At 50.5% G+C, this 20,932-nt stretch carries 12 protein-coding genes; 1 reads left to right on the top strand and 11 read right to left on the bottom strand.

What is annotated here, in order from left to right; genetic code table 11:
* Positions 1 to 103: 103 nt before the first annotated feature.
* The 7 genes from MKX59_RS09570 to MKX59_RS09540 all read right to left on the bottom strand — a co-directional run bounded on the left by MKX59_RS09570 (position 104) and on the right by MKX59_RS09540 (position 16,247).
* Positions 104 to 1,447 (bottom strand): aminotransferase-like domain-containing protein, encoded by a 1,344-nt coding sequence (locus tag MKX59_RS09570; RefSeq protein ID WP_340858325.1) that lies wholly within the window; start codon positions 1,445 to 1,447, stop codon positions 104 to 106.
* A 328-nt stretch (positions 1,448 to 1,775) separates the two neighbouring features.
* Positions 1,776 to 2,180 (bottom strand): hypothetical protein, encoded by a 405-nt coding sequence (locus tag MKX59_RS09565; RefSeq protein WP_028540454.1) that lies wholly within the window; start codon positions 2,178 to 2,180, stop codon positions 1,776 to 1,778.
* Positions 2,181 to 2,442: 262 nt separating this feature from the next.
* Complete coding sequence (locus MKX59_RS09560) at positions 2,443 to 5,838, bottom strand: AAA family ATPase (RefSeq protein WP_071558465.1); 3,396 nt, start codon at positions 5,836 to 5,838, stop codon at positions 2,443 to 2,445.
* Positions 5,835 to 7,019 carry an exonuclease SbcCD subunit D gene (locus MKX59_RS09555; protein WP_028540452.1) on the bottom strand — a complete coding sequence of 395 codons (1,185 nt, stop codon included), beginning with the start codon at positions 7,017 to 7,019 and terminating at the stop codon, positions 5,835 to 5,837. Before MKX59_RS09555 ends, MKX59_RS09560 begins: the two co-directional genes overlap by 4 nt.
* Before the next feature lie 28 nt (positions 7,020 to 7,047).
* Entirely contained in the window at positions 7,048 to 11,067 is a 4,020-nt protein-coding gene (gene addA, locus MKX59_RS09550; protein ID WP_340858321.1) for a helicase-exonuclease AddAB subunit AddA, read from the bottom strand.
* On the bottom strand, positions 11,064 to 14,630 hold the full coding sequence (gene addB, locus MKX59_RS09545; protein WP_076264700.1) for a helicase-exonuclease AddAB subunit AddB: 3,567 nt from the start codon (positions 14,628 to 14,630) through the stop codon (positions 11,064 to 11,066). The genes addA and addB overlap by 4 nt, the downstream gene beginning before the upstream one ends.
* A gap of 237 nt (positions 14,631 to 14,867) precedes the next feature.
* On the bottom strand, positions 14,868 to 16,247 hold the full coding sequence (locus MKX59_RS09540; protein WP_028540449.1) for a class I SAM-dependent rRNA methyltransferase: 1,380 nt from the start codon (positions 16,245 to 16,247) through the stop codon (positions 14,868 to 14,870).
* A gap of 143 nt (positions 16,248 to 16,390) precedes the next feature.
* Here MKX59_RS09540 and MKX59_RS09535 point away from each other — a divergent pair, with 143 nt between their 5' ends.
* The gene (locus tag MKX59_RS09535) at positions 16,391 to 17,413 is read left to right on the top strand and encodes a Na/Pi cotransporter family protein (protein ID WP_023989500.1); all 1,023 of its coding nucleotides are present in this window, start codon (positions 16,391 to 16,393) and stop codon (positions 17,411 to 17,413) included.
* Here the strand turns inward: MKX59_RS09535 and MKX59_RS09530 are convergent.
* From MKX59_RS09530 to MKX59_RS09515, 4 genes are all read right to left on the bottom strand, one after another.
* On the bottom strand, positions 17,403 to 17,837 hold the full coding sequence (locus MKX59_RS09530) for an NUDIX hydrolase (protein ID WP_023989501.1): 435 nt from the start codon (positions 17,835 to 17,837) through the stop codon (positions 17,403 to 17,405). The two genes, MKX59_RS09535 and MKX59_RS09530, sit on opposite strands and share 11 nt — an antisense overlap.
* A gap of 104 nt (positions 17,838 to 17,941) precedes the next feature.
* On the bottom strand, positions 17,942 to 19,285 hold the full coding sequence (gene mtaB, locus MKX59_RS09525) for a tRNA (N(6)-L-threonylcarbamoyladenosine(37)-C(2))-methylthiotransferase MtaB (RefSeq protein ID WP_023989502.1): 1,344 nt from the start codon (positions 19,283 to 19,285) through the stop codon (positions 17,942 to 17,944).
* Position 19,286: 1 nt separating this feature from the next.
* Positions 19,287 to 20,051, bottom strand: a complete 765-nt coding sequence (locus MKX59_RS09520; RefSeq protein WP_264454752.1) for a 16S rRNA (uracil(1498)-N(3))-methyltransferase — start codon at positions 20,049 to 20,051, stop codon at positions 19,287 to 19,289.
* 188 nt (positions 20,052 to 20,239) lie between these two features.
* Positions 20,240 to 20,932 carry a site-2 protease family protein gene (locus MKX59_RS09515; protein ID WP_023989504.1) on the bottom strand — a complete coding sequence of 231 codons (693 nt, stop codon included), beginning with the start codon at positions 20,930 to 20,932 and terminating at the stop codon, positions 20,240 to 20,242.

Here is a 20,932-nt window from a genome sequence, read left to right as displayed (position 1 = left end):
TCTCGGCATTCAAAGTTATGTATTTCCCACACTGAATAGAAACATATACAGCCATGTTTGGTTATACTTATGTTTCTTTATGTATCATAACGGAAAAAGGGTCTTAATACCAGTTTCCCTTACTAACTTCCTCTATAATAGCTTTCACCCCTGCATCAATTTGATCCAACTGTGCGCGCGAAATACTTATGCGCAAAAATTTCTCTTGTTCCCTATAGCCTGATAAATAAAAGCCTTTGCCAGCTACAACCTGGATGTTCCTCGCGGAAAGACACTGTACCAAGCGTTCCAAATTCACCGTCCGAGGCAGTTTAAACTGCATATAAACTCCTGAAGTTACAGCTGAAGTCTGAACGTATCCGGCCTGATTGTATCGTTCCACAGCCTTGTTAAGAGCACGAACGCGCTCCGAATACAGTTTATATATCGTGTGCTTGTGGCGTTCATACATTCCATTTTTAATATAAATATCAAGCGCCGCCTGAGACAAAATAGATGTGTCGACATATCTTTTATAAGTGTTAAACGTCTTCAATAGGACTTCTGGCAATACCGCAACTCCTAATCGCAAGCCGGGGAAAATGATTTTCGAGAAGCTTTTCAAATAAATAACATGGTCCGTCTGGTCGTATGCATAAATGGGATCAAAAAGATGATCGGCCCCCAAATCTGCCATATAGTCATCTTCTACGATGTACACATCATATTTGGCGGCTAAGGCAGCTATCGCTTTTCGCTCCTCTGTGTTGTAAGAGACTCCTAATGGATTATGATATCTTGACATGGTATAAAAAAACTTGATGCTCTCGTTCTTAAATTGATTCTCCAATTCCTGAAAATCCATACCTTCCGCTGTCCGGACGATGGTACTGACGGGAATGTTCTCTTCCTCCAGAAAACGCAAATATATATCGTAACTTGGCTGCTCGACCAAAACCTTTTCTTTGCCATTGGGAAACGCCATTTTAGCGAGTATCTCCAATGCCTGCTGAACACCCGAAGTAACGATAATCCGATCCATTTTTGCAAACACCTGAGTATCAGCCAAATGGGAAACCAACGTATGACGCAGTGTTTCCAGCCCTTGCGAATCGCCATAAGTGAACAGATGATATTTGTAGGTGTCAATAGCCTGATTCAAACAATGTTGGAAATCCAGATAAGGGAATACATTCAAATCCGGGGAGGCCGAAGCAAAATCAACGGAGTCTTGAATATGGCTATGGTGTAAATCGCCCGAATTTTCCACTACATAGTATCCACTTTGCGGTATGGAATAGATGGCGTGTTTCTTTTCAAGTTCAGCATATGCCCGCAGAATCGTGCTTTTGCTGCACCTGTATAATTCAGAAGCCTCACGGACCGACGGCAACTTGTAACCTGATTTATATTGTCCCTCGCGAATTTTAAGTTCTATATCCAATAAAATTGAAACGTATTTTTTCACAATATCCTCCCACCTGCTCTTTACATACTCATTACATGCTCATTTCATTACATGCTTATTCCGTCTTATGTTTCTTTACACGCTAGATGTTACCATGGTTTATGAATAAACAGGATACCTCATTTCATTGAACTGTACTAATACAGTTTCAATCATTGGATCATATTCGGGATGTTTTACGTGAAAAAGAGGCTGTTTCTTCATAATGGAAGAAGCAGCCTTGCATGGTGATAATGTATGGATGCGCCTTAAAGTCACTTGTACTGCACAAGAACTGTAGGCGGGAGAGAGCAGGAATTCACTATGTCTGACGACTAAGAAAATAGGATTAGTAATAAGGCAGCAAGCTAATTGCTGTCAACGCTGCAAGTGGCAGAATCAAACGATTAAAGCGACGGCGTCCGTATGGGAACCCATATGCATAAGCGGGTGCTGGATACGGGTACGGGTACGGGTACGGAGGATAAGACGCATAGCCACCATAAGCACGGGAGCCGCAGCCACAATTATTAGGCGGATATGGGAGATTAACATTGACATTCTCCATCTCGTCTCCACCCATAGGAACGGCTAAGTATATCTTTTCATCATCCACATGCTCTACAATGCCGTCATACATTGTCCCGTCCTTCACCCATACGCATACATAACGATGCATATGCTTTTGACATAGTGTTTTAGCATCCGTCTGTTCCGGTGCTGTAACTTTTTCGGTTGTCATGCTTTTTTCCATGGTTGTTTCCTCCTAGGCTCTTGCATGTATACCGTATGTTATTCAAAAACGGGCTATTTGCTACATCAAATTGGGCGAATTCCGGCTTGCAAAAAAAAAGAAGCACCCCGGGAGCTCTTGGCAGAGCCCCTCTGAACGGACGTATGATGGGAAGATTTCTTCCGCAGCATACGTCCGCCGGGGTGCTGTATGATTAACTTGTCGGCTTGGCTGTATTATAACAATAGTTTGAAACTGTATCTGTGACCTGTATCACATTGCTTCAAAAAGTTTCCATAACCACACGTGAGCCGCCTCCAGCCTGCTCTGCTGGCAGAACAACTAGCTTGCGCGGAAGACGGGCCCGTAGTTCAGGCACATGACTAATCACACCAACAGACAATTGATCGTGGTGCAGCTTTTCCAGTGAGGTGATCACTGTGTCAAGCAGCTCAGGGTCCAACGTTCCAAAGCCTTCATCCAGAAAGAAAAATTGCAGAGGGTATTGGCCCCGCAATTGAATTTGAGCCGACAGCGCAAGCGCAAGCGACAAGGAGGTCAGGAACGTTTCGCCACCGGACAAGGTCGATACCGGACGTTTGACCCCACCGTTGGCATCGTCACTAATGACAAATCCACCGCTGGAATCTACCTCTAGCGCGTAACGCTGCTTGGTCAGAAAACGCAGGCGGCGTGAAGCCGACTGACTGACCTGCATGAGCTGCTCCTCGGCAATATATTCAACAAAGGCATTGCCGCGAAAAACAGACTGGAGCTTGGACATTTTTTCCGCTTCGCTACGCAAATGTATACGATTGGACTCCAGCTCCATCCAGCGGACGTGCCGATGCTGCAAGTCCTCTAAATCACGCTCAGCCTTGGCGCGATTCTGAAGCGCCTCTTCATCGCGTGCACGGCAATCACGTAGCTGTGCAGTGGCCGTTTCCCACTGTTCCTCTGATACCGTTGCTCCATTCAGCTGCTCTTTGACATGTTTTAAGCGGGAAGACAGCTCTTTTTCCCATTCTCGATGCAAACTCACTTCACGCTCATAGCGTGCGGCTTCTTCCGGTCCCAGGCAGCATTCCATGACCTCTGCTTCCGTAGCGAAGGAGGATGCTTCCAGACGGCTGCCCCAACGGGACTCTGCCATCTGACGTCTTTCTTCTGCCGAGTCGGAGGCCTGCCGGGCAATCAGTGAAGCATGAACGGCTTGCTGCTTGCGTTCTTCCGCTTCGGTACGGCGGCGTGCCGCGGCTTCGGCTCCGTTTTTAAGTCCCAACAGTCGCGAGGTCGCTTCTTCCAGCAATGAAGCCGCTTGGCCATCTCCAACCCACTTTCGGAGCTGTGCTAGCTTTTCACGAAGCGAATCATCTTTGCTTTGGAGCCCTGTACGGCGGGCAATAATGATTTTATCCTCCTCGATGATACTCTGCTGTATCTGTTGAACACGCGCCGCCTTTCCTTCGAGGAAGGTCACACTCGTCTCCAGCCGGGACCGCAGCTCTTCCGCACGCCCGTCGCGCTCCTGCATGGCGCGGTAACGCTCCGCGGCTTCGCCCGGAGCGACATCCGGCAGCTGCGCCGCCCATTCGGCGCGCAGCCCCTCGCTGCGCGTGGTGCATGCCTCGCGCTTGCTGCGTGCCTGCGTCAGCGCTGCAGCTGCTGCCTCCTGCTCGGCGGCAGCACGGATACGCCGCTGCTGTCCGGCGGCGTCTGCCTCGCGCAGCGCCTGTGCCTCGGCAGGCAGCATATGCGCACGTGCGGCTAGCTCTGCCGCAGCACGCTCCAGCGCCGTGCAGCTCTCCGCCCAAGCGGCGGCACCGCGCGGCTCTGCTGGCGCTGCCGCAGGCGTGAAAGGCTCGCCTGTGGCGGCAGCGCCGCTGTCTGCGGTGGCGGGCAGTGCCAGCAAGCTGCGCTGCTCGTGCAGCTGCTGGCGCAGTGTGAGGCGCAGCTCCTGCAAACCAAGCCGCAGGCGGTGCAGCTCATCTGGCGCAGCGGCATCCGCGCTATGCGCCGCGACGACGGCAGGCGCGGGGTGATGCAACGAGCCGCACACTGCGCACGGCTCGCCTTCGCGCAACTCGGCAGCGAGATGCTGAGCAAGACGGCCCAGCTCCTCGGCACGGAGCTCGTGGCGCAGTTGCTCTTCCTCGGAGGCCAGTGACGACATATCGACGGTGATCTCTGCCTCCAACGTCAGCAATGCCTCAATGCCATCAGCTGCCTGTGCAGCAAGGGCAGAACGCCGTGCCTCTGTCTCCTGTGTCTCCTGGTCCGTCAGCTGTAAACGTTCGTCAGCTTGCACAAGCCGATTCTCCTGAGCGGTGTACTCCAGTTCAGCTTCACGCAATTGCTCATTCGCGACTTCCAGCTGTTGCAGCCGTTGCACAGCCTCTTGCAGCATACGCCGCTCATCTGCCCGCACTTCATTTTGCTTTAGCTCCTGTTGAAGCTCTTGCTGTCGCTTCAAGCCTCGCGTCTGTAGCTCTTGTTCCTTTGCGAGTCCTTCTGCATGTTCAGCAAGGGTTTGTTCGCTTTGCACAAGCTCGGCCGCCAGACGTTCCCGTTCGGTCCGCAACGCTTCCGTATCACGCTCCAGTTGAAGCGCCTGCTCTAGTTGGTCGATCCGAAGCAATAGCTTCGGTTCTTCGGCACTGAGTGCTTGCCGGGCCTGCTCATCTGCTTGCGCAGACACAAGCGCAGCCTCCTGCGCGGTAGCGGCCAGGACTTCCATTTCTTCGGCAGTCTTTTGCCGTTTTTCCGCTTCAGCAATGGCTTCCTTCCAATCCGTCAGCGCAGGCAGCAATGCCTCGGCTGCAGTTGCTTGTCGAAGCTTGCGCTCCAGCAAAGCAATGCCCGGCTCCTGTGCTGCCAACTGCTCCAGCTCGTTCGATCTTTGGCTGAGCTCGATGACCAGCTCACGGGTTTTGTTTAGCGCCTCCGATTCACGTGAGACACGCTCTAGCTCGCGACGCGAAGCTTCTGCATTGGCAATCGCCTCTTTGAGACGCAACTCTACATGTTCAAGCGCTTCAGCACTCGCATCCCCCAGCCCTTGCTGCTCCGCCTCTAACGCTTTCAGTGCGCTATCGTTATCTTTCACACGACGGCTTAGCTTCTGTGCAAGTTGATCTCCGTACTTCTCCAGATGGAATAAACGCTGTAGCATCTGTCTACGTTCACTGCCTTTTAAGGACAAGAATTCCGCAAACTTTCCCTGCGGCAATACAACAGCTCGTGTAAAATCGTCCATTTTCAGGCCGATATACTCCTCTACACAGCGCGTCACATCCTGCACCTTATCAGCAAGCACTTCCTCGCCATCCTCTGTTAACGCAATAAAACGGCTAAGCGTATTATTAACCGATACGCCTCCAGCACGTTTGAAACGTCGTTCTACACGGTAACGACGAGGCCCTTGAGCTGACATTAATTCAAACGTAAATGCAACAGACAACGTATCCTCAGCATGATTCATAATGCCTTGTGTACCATTCACTGCCCGCTCCACTTTACCGTACATAGCCAACGTAATGGCATCCAGCAGCGTTGATTTTCCACTACCCGTTGGGCCAAAAATTCCAAACAGTCCAGTTTCGGTCAAATCGTCAAAGCGAATTTCCTGTGACTCCCGGTAGCTTTGCAACCCCGCCAGTTTTAGAAGGATTGGTTTCATGCGTCATCCTCCTCAGCGTGCTCTCTTGCATCATCCTGTTCCACCAGTTCCAGAAACAACTGCACTAATCCGTCATCCGGCTTTGCTCCACCTGTCTGCCGCTGATAGAATGCCCGGAACAACTCATGCACTGGCAGTTCTGATCGTTGGTGCTCCAGCTGTGCGGCAGCCATTTCTGGATACATTGGGCGAATATGAATGATGCCTTCACGGCTTTTGCGCAGCCGCTGAATATCTCCCATCGACATCGCTTCATCCAGCGTAATTTCCAGATCAATAAAGGCATCGGCATCCAGTCCTTCGTCCAGCCAGCGATATACTTCCTCCAGACCTCCCCGTGCACGCCACCTCACTAATGGGCGTCCACTGGTAATATACAGTTCCTCGACCTGAGCAGGCTTGCCAGCAACCACGTCAATTAACGTAACCGATTTGGCTTGTCCGGCTTCGGAAAAGCTATAAGCCAGCGGCGAGCCACTGTAACGCATCAGCCCGTCTCCCTTCACATATTGGGGACGATGCAAATGTCCTAGAGCCGTATACTGTGCCCCAATGCTCAAAGCAGACGGATCTACGGTATACGCCCCCCCGACCTGAATCGGACGTTCCGAGTCCGATTCCAGCCCGCCGAGCACATAAATATGGCTCATCGACAAATTAACGGTGTCAGGCCGAAATGCTGTACCCAGCTGTGACATCAGCAAGCCCACACGGCGGCTGTATGCCTCGCGCAATACTGTTTCATCTCCGTCTTCAGACAATAGCTCGTTCAGACGAGACTCGGAGGGATATGGCAAGGCTGCAATGCATGCCATTTCACCCGTTCGCGGTGTATGAACGCGTACCGCTTCCCCATGGGGCAGTCCCAGCAATGTAATTCCGCGCCCGCTCACCAGCGGTGTGACCGAGGATACCCTTTCCGGCTGATCATGATTGCCCGCAATGACGACTAGTGGTCTTCCTCCAGCCGTAAGACGGGCAGACGTTTCATAAAACAATTGCTCGGCTGCGGCCGATGGATTGACTGAGTCGTATACGTCTCCAGCCATCATAATCAAATCGGCCTGCTGATCGTCAGCCATTTTCGCCAATTCTTCCAAAAACGCCTCCTGCTCCTTTAAACGGCTGCGTCCTTCCAACGTGCGGCCCAAATGCCAATCACCTGTATGCAAAATCCGCATGCTATTCCTCCTCTCCCTATCTATATAACTACAGCCGTACACTCTCTCCAGCTTCTAAAAAATACAGCCACTTCTCAGCAACCTTTTTGCCTGTAATCTCTTCGATCACACGGGCATACAGCTCCAATTGAAATCGATATTGGTCTGTTAAATGGGACAGTGTACGATATTCAGATATCCGATCTGTTTTATAATCTACCAGTACGAGTCCTTCAGGAGTTTCAAATAGACAGTCAATAATCCCGTTCATCAGCACCTTATCGCCGTCCTGTCTACCTTCCGAATCTGTTTCTTGTCCTGGTGACATCGATGGTAAGCTGTGGTTCCAGTAATCGGTTGCCCGCATGGTATAAGTAAACGGAAGCTCTCTTTGAACATGGGATGCTCCCAGCATTCTGCTACCCAGCTCACTAGTGAAAAAGCGTAATATTTTATCCGTATCTAGCGCCTCTGCATGAACATCCAGTAACATACGCTGATTGAGCAAACGAGCCTTGGTTTCCTCAATAACTTCGGCGCTCATCCCCCCATCTAGTGGCAAATGCAGCATCAACGTATGATAGACTGTTCCTCGTTCCGTTGGAGTCAGACGCTGATTCCCCATAAACTTAGGTCTGCGCAAGTGTAATTGACTTCCCCCAGTGTGAGAATCCTCCCGATCCTCCGGTAACTCTGCTAGTAGGGAGGTAGATAGATTCAGCCAATCGTCCGAACCCATCTCCTGCATTTCCAGCCATCTTTTCATCTCAGTAACCGATGTATTGGCTGCCGTCTTGCCAGCCCGTTCATACGGATAAATCCAGGAAAGAGCAGCTTCAATATCCGTTTCACTCTCTTCGTTCAAGTCGATTAGCTCCGCATTTCTCAGTGCTTCTGTCTTCTTTTGGCGCTCTTCTCCCGACACCTCTTCCTCATGATCTGAGTTCACACGAGAGCCGGAAAGTGTTTCCGAGGCCACGATTTTAAATAACCAGTCTGTTCCCGGCATATGTTCCAGCCTGTGATAGTACCCATCCTGATCACCTGCGGCTTCCCTCAACAAAGTAGCAGAAGGATGCCGAATCAAAGCGGGACCTACCCAGTCCAGATAGCTGCGGCCTGCCGCCAGCATATAGTCTGGTAAGACAATTTCCGTATGTTCTTTGGCACGTGCCCAACCCGCTGCGCGCGAAGCGAGATCCTTCACGGTTCCGGTCATAATCAGCTTTTCGCGCGGACGTGTAAGCGCCACGTATAACACCCGCATTTCCTCAGCCAATAGCTCCAGCTGTGAGCGTCGGCGGATCGCTAAATTAGGCAGCGTAGGGTAGCTGACACGATTTTGTTCCTCCACATATTTAGGACCAAACCCCAACTCCTTGTGCATAAGAAACGGCGCATTGAGATCCTGTTGATTGAACATTTTTGCTGTCCCGGCAATAAACACGATAGGGAATTCAAGTCCTTTACTTTTATGAATGGTCATAATGCGGACAGCCTGATCGGGTTCAGTCCCTCCGCTAATTGATCCTAAATCACCGCCTCGCTCCCGTAGACGGGAAATGAAGGTCAGAAATCGGAACAATCCTCGGTTGGACGTAGAAGTCTCATACTGTCTCGCTCGGTCATATAGCGCCCGCAAATTGCTTTGGCGCTGTGAGCCGCCAGGCAGTCCACCGACCCAATCCAGATATCCTGTTTCCTCCAGCACATTCCAAATCAATGCACTTAAGCTGCCTTGTCTGGCTTCATGCCGCCAGGCTTCCAAATTACGCAAAAATGAACGTAGTCGGGCAGACAACGTATTCCCGTCATTTCTATTACCAAAGTCAGATGAAGATAAAGAGTCCTCTGGGAAAATATCCAACTCCATGATGTCAGCTGAAATCCCTTCTTCGCTTTCTTCCAGTAGGTCAGCCTCAGCCGCCGCCAGTAATGCGCCATAAAACAATCCATCCGGCTTCTCCAACCGAATTTGTGCCAGTTCATCTTCGGTCAAGCCGACAATCGGCGAACGAAGCACGGATGCAAGCGGGATGTCCTGCTGCGGATTATCAATAATATGCAGTAGAGACAACATTACCTCAACTTCCGTTGCTTTAAAAAAGCCTGTCGTCTGCTCCCCGGAGGCCGGAATGCCCTCAAGCCGCAGTTCCTCCACAATTAGGGGGGCCCACACGCTTGCGGAACGAAGCAAAATGACGATATCACCGTAGACTGCCGGACGCATCGCTTTTAATCCTCTGTCGTAAATCAACAGTGGTTGTCCAGTGTCTCCGGTCAGTTCTTTAATCCGTTGCGCGATCGCACGAGCCTCTAACTGTGCCGTTTCTAACTCCACAAGCTCAGCCAGCTCACTTTCCTGTAAAGCAGATTCGTCCCCCGTTTCGGACAGCTCCGAAGCCTCGGAAAGACCATGTCCACCCTTATCAACTAACAACAGCTCAGGTGCGTATACAGATGCGGCGTCTTGATCCGACTGGTCGGGATAGGATGCGCCGTGTACCAGCCACGCTCGTTCATCGTACTCAATTTCCGCCACATCCACACTCATAATCTGGCGGAACACCAAATTGACCGCATCGACAACTTCCTCCCGACTGCGGAAATTACGCGCCAGATCAATTAATAAGCCATCTTCCTGCTCCTGCATGCCGTACCGTTGATACTTATTCAAAAACAGACCCGGCTCCGCCAGCCGAAACCGATAAATACTCTGTTTCACGTCGCCCACCATAAAACGGTTACCCGGTTCCTCCCGTGATACCAGCCTGACGATATCTTCCTGTACGGTATTCGTATCCTGATACTCATCCAGCAGCACCTCGTCGAATTGCGCCTTGTATTCGAACGCAGCGTCGGAAGGTAGTAGCTTGTACGGAGTAGAATCGGGATGTCGTAATATTTTCAGACAGTAATGTTCCAAATCCCCGAAGTCCACCAGCCCTTTTGACTGCTTGTGATGTTGAAATCGTTCCCCGAATACAATCACGGTTTCTATCAATTCGTCCATCAGCGGAGCCGCGGCGTGCAGCTCCTCCCAATAGGCTTCTGCTCTCCTGCCAAACAGGGAAGCCTTCATATCTGTAATCATTTTTTTGGCTGCTTCACGCAGCGTTTTAACCCGTTCCTGCAATGCAGGCTCGGTCTGATCTTTTTTGACGGGCTTGAGCTTACCGAAGGAAGCTGTCTGAAAATGATCATATAGAGATGCCCACGGCTGTGTCTCCAGCTCCTGTAACAATCCCTTCACCATCGCCGCATCCTCTTGCAGCGTCACGGCATAAGGTGCAGGACCGCCAGGCTGCATAGCTGTTTCATGCGCCTGTTCCAGCAAGCTCGCTGCTCCACGCAATGAAAGTGCAGCATCCGCCAAAATACTGCGAACCCAGGGAGTCTCTCCCAAAGCGGCTACATCCTGTACACGAAATGCTGCCGCTGTCTCCCGCAGCCAATGTTCTGGCCAAGGATGACTTTGAGAAAAATCATACAGCCGCTGAACAAGCACGTACATTGCATCATCGGTGCGTTCTCCACTGAACCAGTCGACCAGTCTGCGGAATGTACTGCCTTCATCATGAGCCTCATATTTCTCCTCAAACAGTTCTTCTAGAAGCTCCTGACGCAGCAATTCTGTCTCATGCTCATTCATAATCCGAAAACCGGGATCAAGGGGAATGGCCTGATAATGCCTGCGGATGACCTCCATACAAAATGAGTGAAGCGTCGTAATCGAGGCCCGATTCAGCAACGATAGCTGGCGGCGTACATGCTCACTTTCCGGTTCCTGCTCCAGTACACGTTCCAACGCTTCGCGTATCCGTTGACGCATTTCGGCGGCGGCAGCCTTCGTAAAGGTCGCTACCAGTAACCGATCCACACTGAAGCCGAGCTGGGGATCGACGATTTTACGAATAATACGCTCTACGAGCACCGCTGTTTTACCAGACCCTGCCGCTGCCGCGACCAGCATGTTATTACCAGATTCCGAAATTGCACGCCACTGGTCATCACTCCACATACTGCCTTCCGGCTTCGGCATGCCTTTAGTGTTTGACGTGCCTATCATTGGTCCATTCCTCCTTTCCCTTCCTGTGTATGACCCAGCAGATTCCAGATCTGATCCTTACCGGGTTTACCCCATTGATTGTAGCCACTACCGTCCAGACTGTCGTCAAATTGACAAACAGGCTTAAAAGAACAGAAGGTACAAGCCGTCTCTTGCTGGATACGATAAGGTTCAATGGCCACATCGCCCTCTGTCATCCGTGTGCCAATCGTCCGGATATTATGACGTACCGAAGCTAGCAGGCTGTCCCACTGTTCCGGCGAAGCAACCGAAGCACTGCTATAAAAACTGCCGTCTGCTTTCACCGCAACAGGTAAAATAGAGGAATATCCCTTGTCCAATGCTGTATCCATTTGCCCAACTACATCCCGATCCGCGAGCAATAATCCCTTCATCTTAAAACGTTTTAAAAGCTCCTGACGGGCCTGTTCTGCGCTAAGACCGTTAGGCGACTGCAACATCGGATTGTGGACGTGAAAATACAGTGTACCCGCTGGATAAGCTGTCTCGCCCAACCATTCCTCCGCCGCATTCAGCAGCACATCCAGGTAGGTGAGCATCTGCAAGGACAGGCCATAGTACACTTCATGCAGCTTGAGATCCTTTTGGCTAGATTTGTAATCGATGACACGCAAAAGTAACCCCTTTTCTCCCTCTGCCACATCTACACGGTCAATCCGTCCGACAATTTCCATTACAACGCCGTTATCTAACCGGAAGCTTAACGGAGGAAGCTGCTGACCCGGCCCAAAGTCTAACTCCAGCCCAATCGGCTCAAAGCTACCTCTTCGCGCATGTTCACCTAAAATCAACGAGGCACGGCTCACGATGTCTTTCAATTTACGCAAAATGTAGCCATACCGCTTGGAGCTCATTAAAATCTCGCCTTGCAGACGAGGAGCCAAACGCTCCACTGTACTTTCCGCCTCTTGGCGGCATTCCTCCGTGCTGAGACTGCCCCAGCTGACATTGCGTTTACGCAAATTGATCGCCATCTCTCCAAGCGCTGCATGAAATAATTGTCCGATATCCGGGGCCTTCAGGCGATACATTTGACGTTCCTTCAAACGAAGACCGTGAGAGGCAAAGTGCGAAAATGGACATGCCACAAAACGTTCCATACGAGATACGCTGGTACGCAGCTTGCTGCCGTACAGACGGCGGCTCGTTTCCTTCTGCATTTCGGCATGGTTCTCGTAAAAAAGTGAGGTCAACAGCTGACGCAGCTTGTCCTTCTCACGCCCTTGCTGGCTTGCGTACCAGTTATATACCTCCCACCAAGGGGATAAAATGTCACCGCCACGCCGCCAATGCCGTAATTGCGCAATGAGCTGCGGTAAAGCCTCGGACGGATGAGAAGCATACTCCCATTGCGTCGTCCAAGCATCCCCAGGCAAAGGGTATCCAGCCAGTGGACGCTCGTCCAGACTAGGAAACAGGTGCCGCACATGTCGTACTAACTCAGACGGCAGCAACGACTTCCCTTCTTCATCAGTCACTGCATAGCTCATCCACAGGCTTTTACCGGCTGAAGTAAGGGCCGTATAAGCGAGAAAACGTTCGTCCAACAGACGTCTTGTCATATCCGGCGCCAGCTCTACGCCTCGTTCGTTTAATGCCGTACGCTCCTGCTCATTCAGCACACCGTCCTCATGGAACACAGCCGGCATCACACCTTCGTTCATACCTAGTACAAAGGCATGTTGAATACCGGACACACGTGTACGGTCCGTGTTTCCGACTAGAACCTGATCCAGAGCTGGCGGAACAAGTCCCATACGGAACTCAGCCAATCCCGTTTCCAGCACACCCGCAAACAAAGAGGTATCCAGCCTCTCATCACCCATCATTTCGACAATTTGATCCAGTAGTTCAAGCACCGCATCCCATACTTGACGATGCTCCTTCGCCTGCTCAGGTTTTCCTGCTTCCTCTGCCTGATGAATGAAGGCGTCCAGCTTGTGGCCGATTTCTGCATCCTCCAGTAACAGATATACCGCTTCACACTTCTCAAGTGCAGTTCGTGCCTTGCCGACACGTTTCTCAAACGCACGTAAAGGCGTCACGATCACATCCCGGCACAGTTCCATCAAATCCAACGTTTCATCCCGTTGACGGCTCCGTTCCTGCTCCTCCAGCTCCAGTGACAAGCTGGGCACAGCCTGCCACGGGCGACCGTCTGTCCAACGGCTGCCTTGTATTCCGCAGGCTAGTACATAGTTTTCCAAACGGTCCATCTCCTCACGACTTACCCGACCATCCAGCGGCAGGAGAAGGTCTGTTTTGACCGCACGGAATACATCCTCATATCGCCAACGACGCTGCACGATATCCAGCGAAGCCCGAATCAATTCCACTAAGGGATGATGCAAAACACTTCTCCGCTGATCCAGAAATACTGGAACCTCATATTGTTTGAATATCGGTTCCACCCATGGCTCATAATCTTCAATATGACGTACAAACAGGGCCATCTCCCGATAACGAGCGCCCTCATCTCGGGCCAGACGACGCATTTCGCGTACAGCCCCTTCCAGCTCTGCACGGCGATTAGCCGCAGTGTACAGTTTTATGCCTTCCGGCTGTTCTTCTGTCCACTGCTCTCGTAGCTGCTGCAGCCGCATCCATTGTTCCTGATTCCGTAACCCTGTACGATGTTCAAAGTTAGCCTCCAAATACGCCAACGCCGGACGCTCCTTAAATCTCGGCAGCGGATCAGGGCGCAGTAATTGTGTCTGCGTCTCTATCATCAGCTCGTCTGCCATTCCTTTGAGCTTTACATACGTAGCCGCTGAGGGATGAAACAAATCCAGCTCATGCGGAAGCTGTCCGCTCTCGTAGCTGCGGTTGCAAGTCAGCGCCACCGTCAACGAAGAAGCGTGCAGCATAAGCTGCTCCACCACCTTGTATTCATGTGGTGTAAACCTGCGGTAGCCATCCATCCAAATATCTGCCCCACGCACAAGGGAAGACTCAGCAATCTGTTCTGCCAGCATGCGCAGCGTATCTTCACCGTCAATATATTTAAGCGTCAGCTCTCGTTCAAAATCCTCATAGATTAGACTGATATCTTTGAGCTTGCCGCGCAAAATCGGAGTTGACTCTCCAGCAGCGTTCATTCGCTCCAGTTGCTCCGGTACAGACCGAGTATCATTTCCATACTGCTTTAGCTCCGTAAACAATGTATTCAACCGATCCACAAAGCCGAGCTGGTCTCCCGAATCCTTAAACAAACTCAGTTCATCCTTGCGACGACGAATAATTTTATATAAAAGCATCTTCTTGCCTTCTTCCGTTACAGGCACCAGTGCTGAACCCCCGGTTTCCTGCATAACTAAATAGGCAAGACGATGAAATCCCATCACTTGGGCGCGCACCGACCCCTGAATACCGTTTCCGGATTCTGTAAGTAACGCATGCTCAGAAGCAAATGACGATTGCTCCGGTACAAGTAACAGCATAGGCTTACCTAGCGGCTCCTCGCGTAACATAGACGTCATTTCATTGCGGATTAACGTACTTTTACCACTCCCAGAGCGGCCAATCAACAAGCGAACCGACATGATGCGGCCTCCTTTCCAACGAACAACATTCTATTAAACAGTATAGCATATCAGGCAAGGGAGAAAAGAACGTACGTTTGCCATGTTGTAGCAATTCTTCCTCCCTCTAAAAAAACAAATCAGTCCCGCAGATTGGCTTGGTGCATGCCTTCTCTACAGGACTGATTTATACCTAAACGAGTCTATTTTACCTATTTAATCACCAAAAAGGCGATTGACTTTGACCTTGTATGAAACCTACAGCTGTGTCCGGCTGCGCACCTCAAAGATGGCGAATTTCAAGTAATGGCCTTCCTCCACACCCAAAATTTGAGGATGGTCTTTACCAGCCGCTCTCCAGTCTACCAGACGAAGGATTTTGCCGGCATCTGCCGCCGCTTCCTTAATGGTATCTAAAAACAACTCTGGCCGCATATGGAACGAGCAGCTCGCAGTCACCAGATAGCCGCCCTCATTAACCAGCTTCATCCCGTGCAGGTTGATATCTTTATATCCACGTGTAGCTCCTTTGACAGCGTTCTTCGTTTTGGCAAAGGCTGGCGGATCAAGAATGACCACGTCAAAGGTGCGTCCGCCACCTGCTGTCAGCGGCTTGGATGTATCTCCTTTGCCCCCGGCTCGTGCATTGCGTTCCTCTACACCTTTCACTTGATTGCGCAAATATTGAAAAGCATCGTCGACGACAAACTCAACGCGTTCCTCAAAACCGTTCAGCTTGACATTATCCCGCGCACTTTCAATCGCATGCTCTGAAATATCAAGACAAGTTACTTTTTTAGCACCATGTTTACATGCATTGAGCGTAAAGCTTCCCGTGTGCGAAAAACATTCCAATACGGTTGCGCCATCCCAGAATGGGAATTCAACAACCTTACCACTTTTATTCACTGGCTTCATGACCGTTGTGCCCGCATCCCCTGAGTCTGCAGCTACTTCTTGTAGCGTAATTCCACTACGTGCTCCCCAACCTGTCATCAACGGTGCTATGGCCGCACGATTTTCACGCTGGTCAAAGAAATAACCCGTCTTCTGGCCCTCTACGATATCAACCTTGATTTGCAGGCCATTTTCCGTCACTACCACATGACGCGGGCAATCACCGTACAAAGGACCCTTCGTTTGTTCCAATCCTTCCAGCTCACGGATGGATACATCACTTCGCTCATATATACCAACAGGACCCACTACTTCAACGAGCGCATCCCTGATTTCTTCCCTGCGCCGATCCATGCCAAGCGTTAACAACTGCACGACTAACACATCACCAAATCGATCTACAATCAGTCCAGGCAAAAAATCAGCCTCGCCGTACACCAACCGATAAGCGTTTCCCCCGGTCACAAAACGTTCGCGGTGCTCCAGACATTTGCGAAAGCGTTGGGCAAAAAAGTTTTGATCCATTGCTTCCAGCGGCTCGTAGGACATCACACGCACTGTAATTTGTGAAGCTGGATTATAGTAACCTGTCGCCAAATAACGCCCCTGATGGTTAACGATACTGACCAAATCGCCTGCCTCTGGGTCCCCTTCGATCTTGGCTATTTCGTTTTTAAACACCCAAGGGTGTGCGTGCTCCAGCCTTTTTTTACGGCTGCGTTCTAATATTACTGAAGGCAAAATCCTTCACTCCCATTCTTGGATTACTCAAAGTCCTTAATATCGTTCCGTAAAAAAGAGCTCAGCCATGCTTGTCATGGCTGTCCCCGACAGATCATAGGCTGTTACATAAGTATTTTTACCTAGAAAAGGGGGCTATGCCCGTGTTTATACATGTTATACTCCCACTGTGCGGCGGGCTGTTTATTTTTTTGGGCGGGATGAAGCTGATGGAAGCAGCCCTCCGGCATTTAGCCGGCCCCTTCCTCACCCGCTGGCTGAACCGCGCCACAGTTTCCCCTTGGCGGGGCATGCTGTTCAGCTCAGGCATTACGGCCCTGCTGCAAAGCAGCACCGCCGTAACGGTGCTGACGATCGGACTGGTTAACGCCGGGCTGTTGACCTACGGCCGCACGCTCGGCATCATTCTCGGCACCAATATCGGCACCTGCCTGACCACTGAGCTGATGGGGCTCCAGCTTGGCATGCTGGCTGTTCCGCTGCTCTGCGGCTCACTGCTATGCTGGAGCACTGCCGTCCTGTGGGGTGAAGCTGTCCCCAATCGCCAGTATGCGTCCGCCGGAGCTTCACCCGGCTCCAATGGGCTTAGCCGTCCGCAGGCTGTACAATATATCAGCCTCGTCTTTGCTGGATTTTCGCTGATTCTGGCAGGTATCCGCGTAATGCAAACAGTCGGCCCCTGGATTGAGCAGGCCGGACTATTCCGCTGGTTTCTTGATCACGCTGCGGCCAACATGTGGTGGGCCTTCGCTGCTGGAGCCTGTCTGACCGCGCTGGTTCACAGTAGCGCAGCCGTCATTGGCATGGCGATTAGCCTTGCCGCTGCGGGAGCCTTGCCAGCCGATGTGGGGATCGCCATCGTCATCGGCTCCAATGTAGGCACCTGCGTAACCGCCCTGATTGCCGCTGTTGGCGGCAGCGTGTCCGGCAAATTTGTGGCCTGGTCCCACGTGCTGCTGAACGTAGGCGGAGCCTTGCTCTTTATGCCGTTGATCCCTGGTCTGGAGATGGCCGCTGCCTGGATATCTACCGAGCCCGGAGCTAAAGTAGCCCATGCCCAAACTCTGTTTAACGTTATTAGCTCTCTGCTGGTTTTGCCTCTCTGCTATCTACCTGTGTGGACGCGTTTAGAGGATCGTATATCTCCCCACAGAATCAAACGTTAATTCCTAGCATGGACAGCGCCTTGCTTAAAATGACATCATTATTGTCATATCCACCCTGGCGCTGGAGACGCCATGCTTCCTCAGGCGTATGCCACGCAACTCCTTTAATTTCTTCGATCTGTGCCTGTAAATCCCCATCCAGTGCCTCTACGAGATAATAGTGTACTTCTTTATCTACTTCCCCAAATTCTGGATGATGATACGTATAAGCAATCATATCTACATGCTGGATAATCCGCCCGTTCAACCCTGTTTCCTCGCGAATTTCACGTAAAGCCGTCTGTTCGATTGTTTCTCCCAACTCCATTTTCCCTTTAGCCAAGGATACCTTGCCATATCGGTCAGTAATGAGCTGAATTTCAAGTTGCTCCCCCTGTTTGCGAAACACAACGCCGCCTGCGGAAATTTCCTTTTTTGCTGCCATCCTGTAATCTCCCTTCCTTGCGCAACAAGGATTCCGTCCTCTCTGTAAGGAAAGGCGAAATCCTTGTTTGCCATCTCTATTGCCTGTTCAGGCTTTTTTTGTTCTTACAGAGCTGTTTGCAGCCCATTCTCTAGTACGCGAACCAATTGGCCTTCACTTTCATTAATGCCCGCCTTCGTCAGCTTCACGCGGCATACCTTGCCAACCAGATCCTCAGTACCTTCAAACGCCAGTTGAATATAATTGTCACTATATCCATGGAGTATGCCGCTATCTTCGGTCCCTTTCGGTGCAACTTCCGGAATGACCTCCAGTACCTGACCTACAAACTTCTCAGCATACGCCAATTGCATTTGCTCTGACAGTTGTATCAGCTCATGCACTCGTGCATTTTTCACGTCTTCGTCCACCTGATCCTCCATACGCGCCGCAGGAGTTCCACTGCGCTTGGAGTACGGGAACACGTGCATTTCTGAAAAATCGATTTTTTTCATCAGCTCATAGCCATTGCGGAACATTTCATCCGTCTCCCCAGGGAAGCCGACAATCACATCCGTAGTAATCGCTACATCTGGCATTGCCTTGCGAATCATAAGCATTTTGTTATAAAACTCTTCTGTCGTGTACTTGCGACGCATCCGTTTCAACACGGTGTCGTCCCCCGCCTGAAGCGGTATGTGAAAATGACGAACCAGCTTGGTGGAACGATTCAGTACATCAAGCATTTTTTCATCAATCTGGCTGGCTTCAATCGAACTGATACGGATACGCTCCAGCCCTTCCACCTTCTCCAGATCCCACAGCAGATCAGATAGGTCGTAATTATCCATGTCGTCACCATAACCGCCAGTGTGGATACCTGTGAGTACAATTTCCTTGTAGCCTGCGTGCACCAGTTGACGCGCCTGTGCAATAATACTCGCAGCATCACGACTACGGGATAGACCCCGTGACCACGGAATGATGCAGAAGGTACAGAAGTTATTGCACCCATCCTGAATTTTCAAAAAGGCCCGAGTATGATTAGCAAAATCAGGCACATCCATTTCCTCAAATACACGCGTTTTCATAATATTGCGCACGGCGTTCACCGGTTGACGCGTTTCTTGAATTTCCTGTACGAACGGAATGATTTTGTCTCGATCCTGAGTCCCGATAACGAGATCAACGCCAGGAATATCCATAATTTCGGCAGGAGAAGTTTGGGCGTAGCAGCCCGTCACTGCCACAATGGCATCTGGATTCCGGCGAATCGCGCGGCGAATGATCTGACGACTCTTTTTATCACCGGTATTCGTAACGGTACATGTATTGATAAGATAGACATCAGCAGTCTGCTCATCAAAGTCCACCTGTTCATAACCTTCATTTTTAAACAGCTGCCAGATCGCTTCTGTATCATAAAAGTTTACCTTACAGCCCAATGTGTAAAATGCCACTGACGGCATATTAAACCCCTCCCATTTCTCCTGTCTCATATAAAATGCATGCCAATGCAGCCATTCCTGCGGTCTCCGCACGCAAAATACGTCTTCCCAGTCCTGTAGACTGTGCCCCGGCCTGCTCGGCCTCCAGACTTTCCGCTTCAGTAAAGCCGCCTTCCGGGCCTACCACCAGCAGAACACGCGGCATGTCCGTCGACGCCCATTGTCCTGCCAAAGGCTGGATTACATCCCGTAGCTGTTTACCCTGCTCTTTTTCATAACAATAACATATCAAATCATACCCAGCAAAAGAAGCCAGAAGTTCTTTCCACGTCATGGGCGCGCTAATTTCTGGAATCCGGTTACGGTGGCTTTGTTCAGCCGCTTCCTTCACAATCTTGCGCCAACGCTCCAGTCGCTTGCCTTCTTTTTTGGCATCATACTGCACGACCGTACGCTCGGACAAAAACGGTACAAACCCGGTTGCTCCGATTTCTGTACATTTTTGCATCACCGTCTCCATCTTGTCTCCTTTAGGAAGACTCTGAGCGATAGTGACCTGCACATGCGGTTCAGAGGTCATCTTCAGCGGCTCAATAATCGTCGCCGTAACATGATCCTGCTCAATCGTATCCAATGCAACCAGCGCTTCCCTAGATATCCCGTCACTAACTATAATTTTGTCACCACTACGGCCCCGCATGACTTTAGCGATATGTCGCGCGTCCTCACCCGCGACAATCACGTGATCTTCTAGAAATTGCTCTGCCGGAATAAAATAACGCTGCATTCTCTCTCACACCTATTCCTGGATTTTGCAAAATCCTCATTCTAAAAATAACTGTTATCCACTAACGTTCCGTACAAAATCCGAATAAATCACCAAGCAACATCATATCATCTTTTGCGCCTGTATGACCAGTCTGTTCCCTCTTCTATTCAGGTTATACCTACCTATTCTCGTAAAAAAAGGAGCCCTTAGGCTCCAAACAATCCAGTGATATAAAAAGAGAACTGCAAAAACTGTATATAAATCATCTGGGCCAGCGTGTAAAGAGGTTCAATTGTTACAGCTCGAACCTGCGGAATGACCAGGATAAGCAGAAAAATAAAGATCGACCACTGTTCAAATTGCTGAAGCTTACGGCGTACAGGAGTGGGGGCCACATCTTCCACAATCCGGTATCCATCCAGTGGAGGCAGTGGGATCAAATTAAAGATAAACAAAAATAGATTTAAATTGATCAGAGCATTGATAAACAAATAGATTGCTTGAGCTACCCGTTGGTTCTCCATCCCCGGCAATACTTGAAAATGAAGGAGCACGGCATAGATCAAAGTAGTAACAAATGCAAGCAGCAGATTGCTCAGCGGACCCGCAGCCGATACGATAATGCCCATGAGGCGCGGACGGCTAAAATTGTCACGATTAACCGGAACTGGCTTGGCCCAGCCAAAGCCTCCGATCAACAGCAGCAGCGTACCCAGCAGGTCAATATGCACTGCCGGATTTAAAGTCACGCGCCCAAGTAGCTTGGCCGTAGGGTCACCAAATTTATTGGCATAATACGCATGTGCAAACTCATGAACCGTGAACGATATGATCACAGCCAGTAAATAAAAGGGAAGAACATTTAAATTTACACGAAAAATATTTTGTAGAAAATCCAT

The sequence above is a fragment of the Paenibacillus sp. FSL R7-0340 genome, from assembly GCF_038002205.1.
GTDB classification, from domain to species: Bacteria; Bacillota; Bacilli; order Paenibacillales; family Paenibacillaceae; genus Paenibacillus; species Paenibacillus polymyxa_B.
This window is presented reverse-complemented; position numbering and strand designations above follow the sequence as displayed.

Excerpts from the sequence above, each read along its gene's own strand:
- MKX59_RS09565 (WP_028540454.1), bottom strand. The coding sequence starts at position 2,180 with ATGGAAAAAAGCATGACAACCGAAAAAGTTACAGCACCGGAACAGACG.
- MKX59_RS09560 (WP_071558465.1), bottom strand. The coding sequence starts at position 5,838 with ATGAAACCAATCCTTCTAAAACTGGCGGGGTTGCAAAGCTACCGGGAG.
- MKX59_RS09555 (WP_028540452.1), bottom strand. The coding sequence starts at position 7,019 with ATGCGGATTTTGCATACAGGTGATTGGCATTTGGGCCGCACGTTGGAA.
- addA (WP_340858321.1), bottom strand. The coding sequence starts at position 11,067 with ATGATAGGCACGTCAAACACTAAAGGCATGCCGAAGCCGGAAGGCAGT.
- addB (WP_076264700.1), bottom strand. The coding sequence starts at position 14,630 with ATGTCGGTTCGCTTGTTGATTGGCCGCTCTGGGAGTGGTAAAAGTACG.
- MKX59_RS09530 (WP_023989501.1), bottom strand. The coding sequence starts at position 17,837 with ATGGCAGCAAAAAAGGAAATTTCCGCAGGCGGCGTTGTGTTTCGCAAA.
- mtaB (WP_023989502.1), bottom strand. The coding sequence starts at position 19,285 with ATGCCGTCAGTGGCATTTTACACATTGGGCTGTAAGGTAAACTTTTAT.
- MKX59_RS09520 (WP_264454752.1), bottom strand. The coding sequence starts at position 20,051 with ATGCAGCGTTATTTTATTCCGGCAGAGCAATTTCTAGAAGATCACGTG.
- MKX59_RS09515 (WP_023989504.1), bottom strand. The coding sequence starts at position 20,932 with ATGGATTTTCTACAAAATATTTTTCGTGTAAATTTAAATGTTCTTCCC.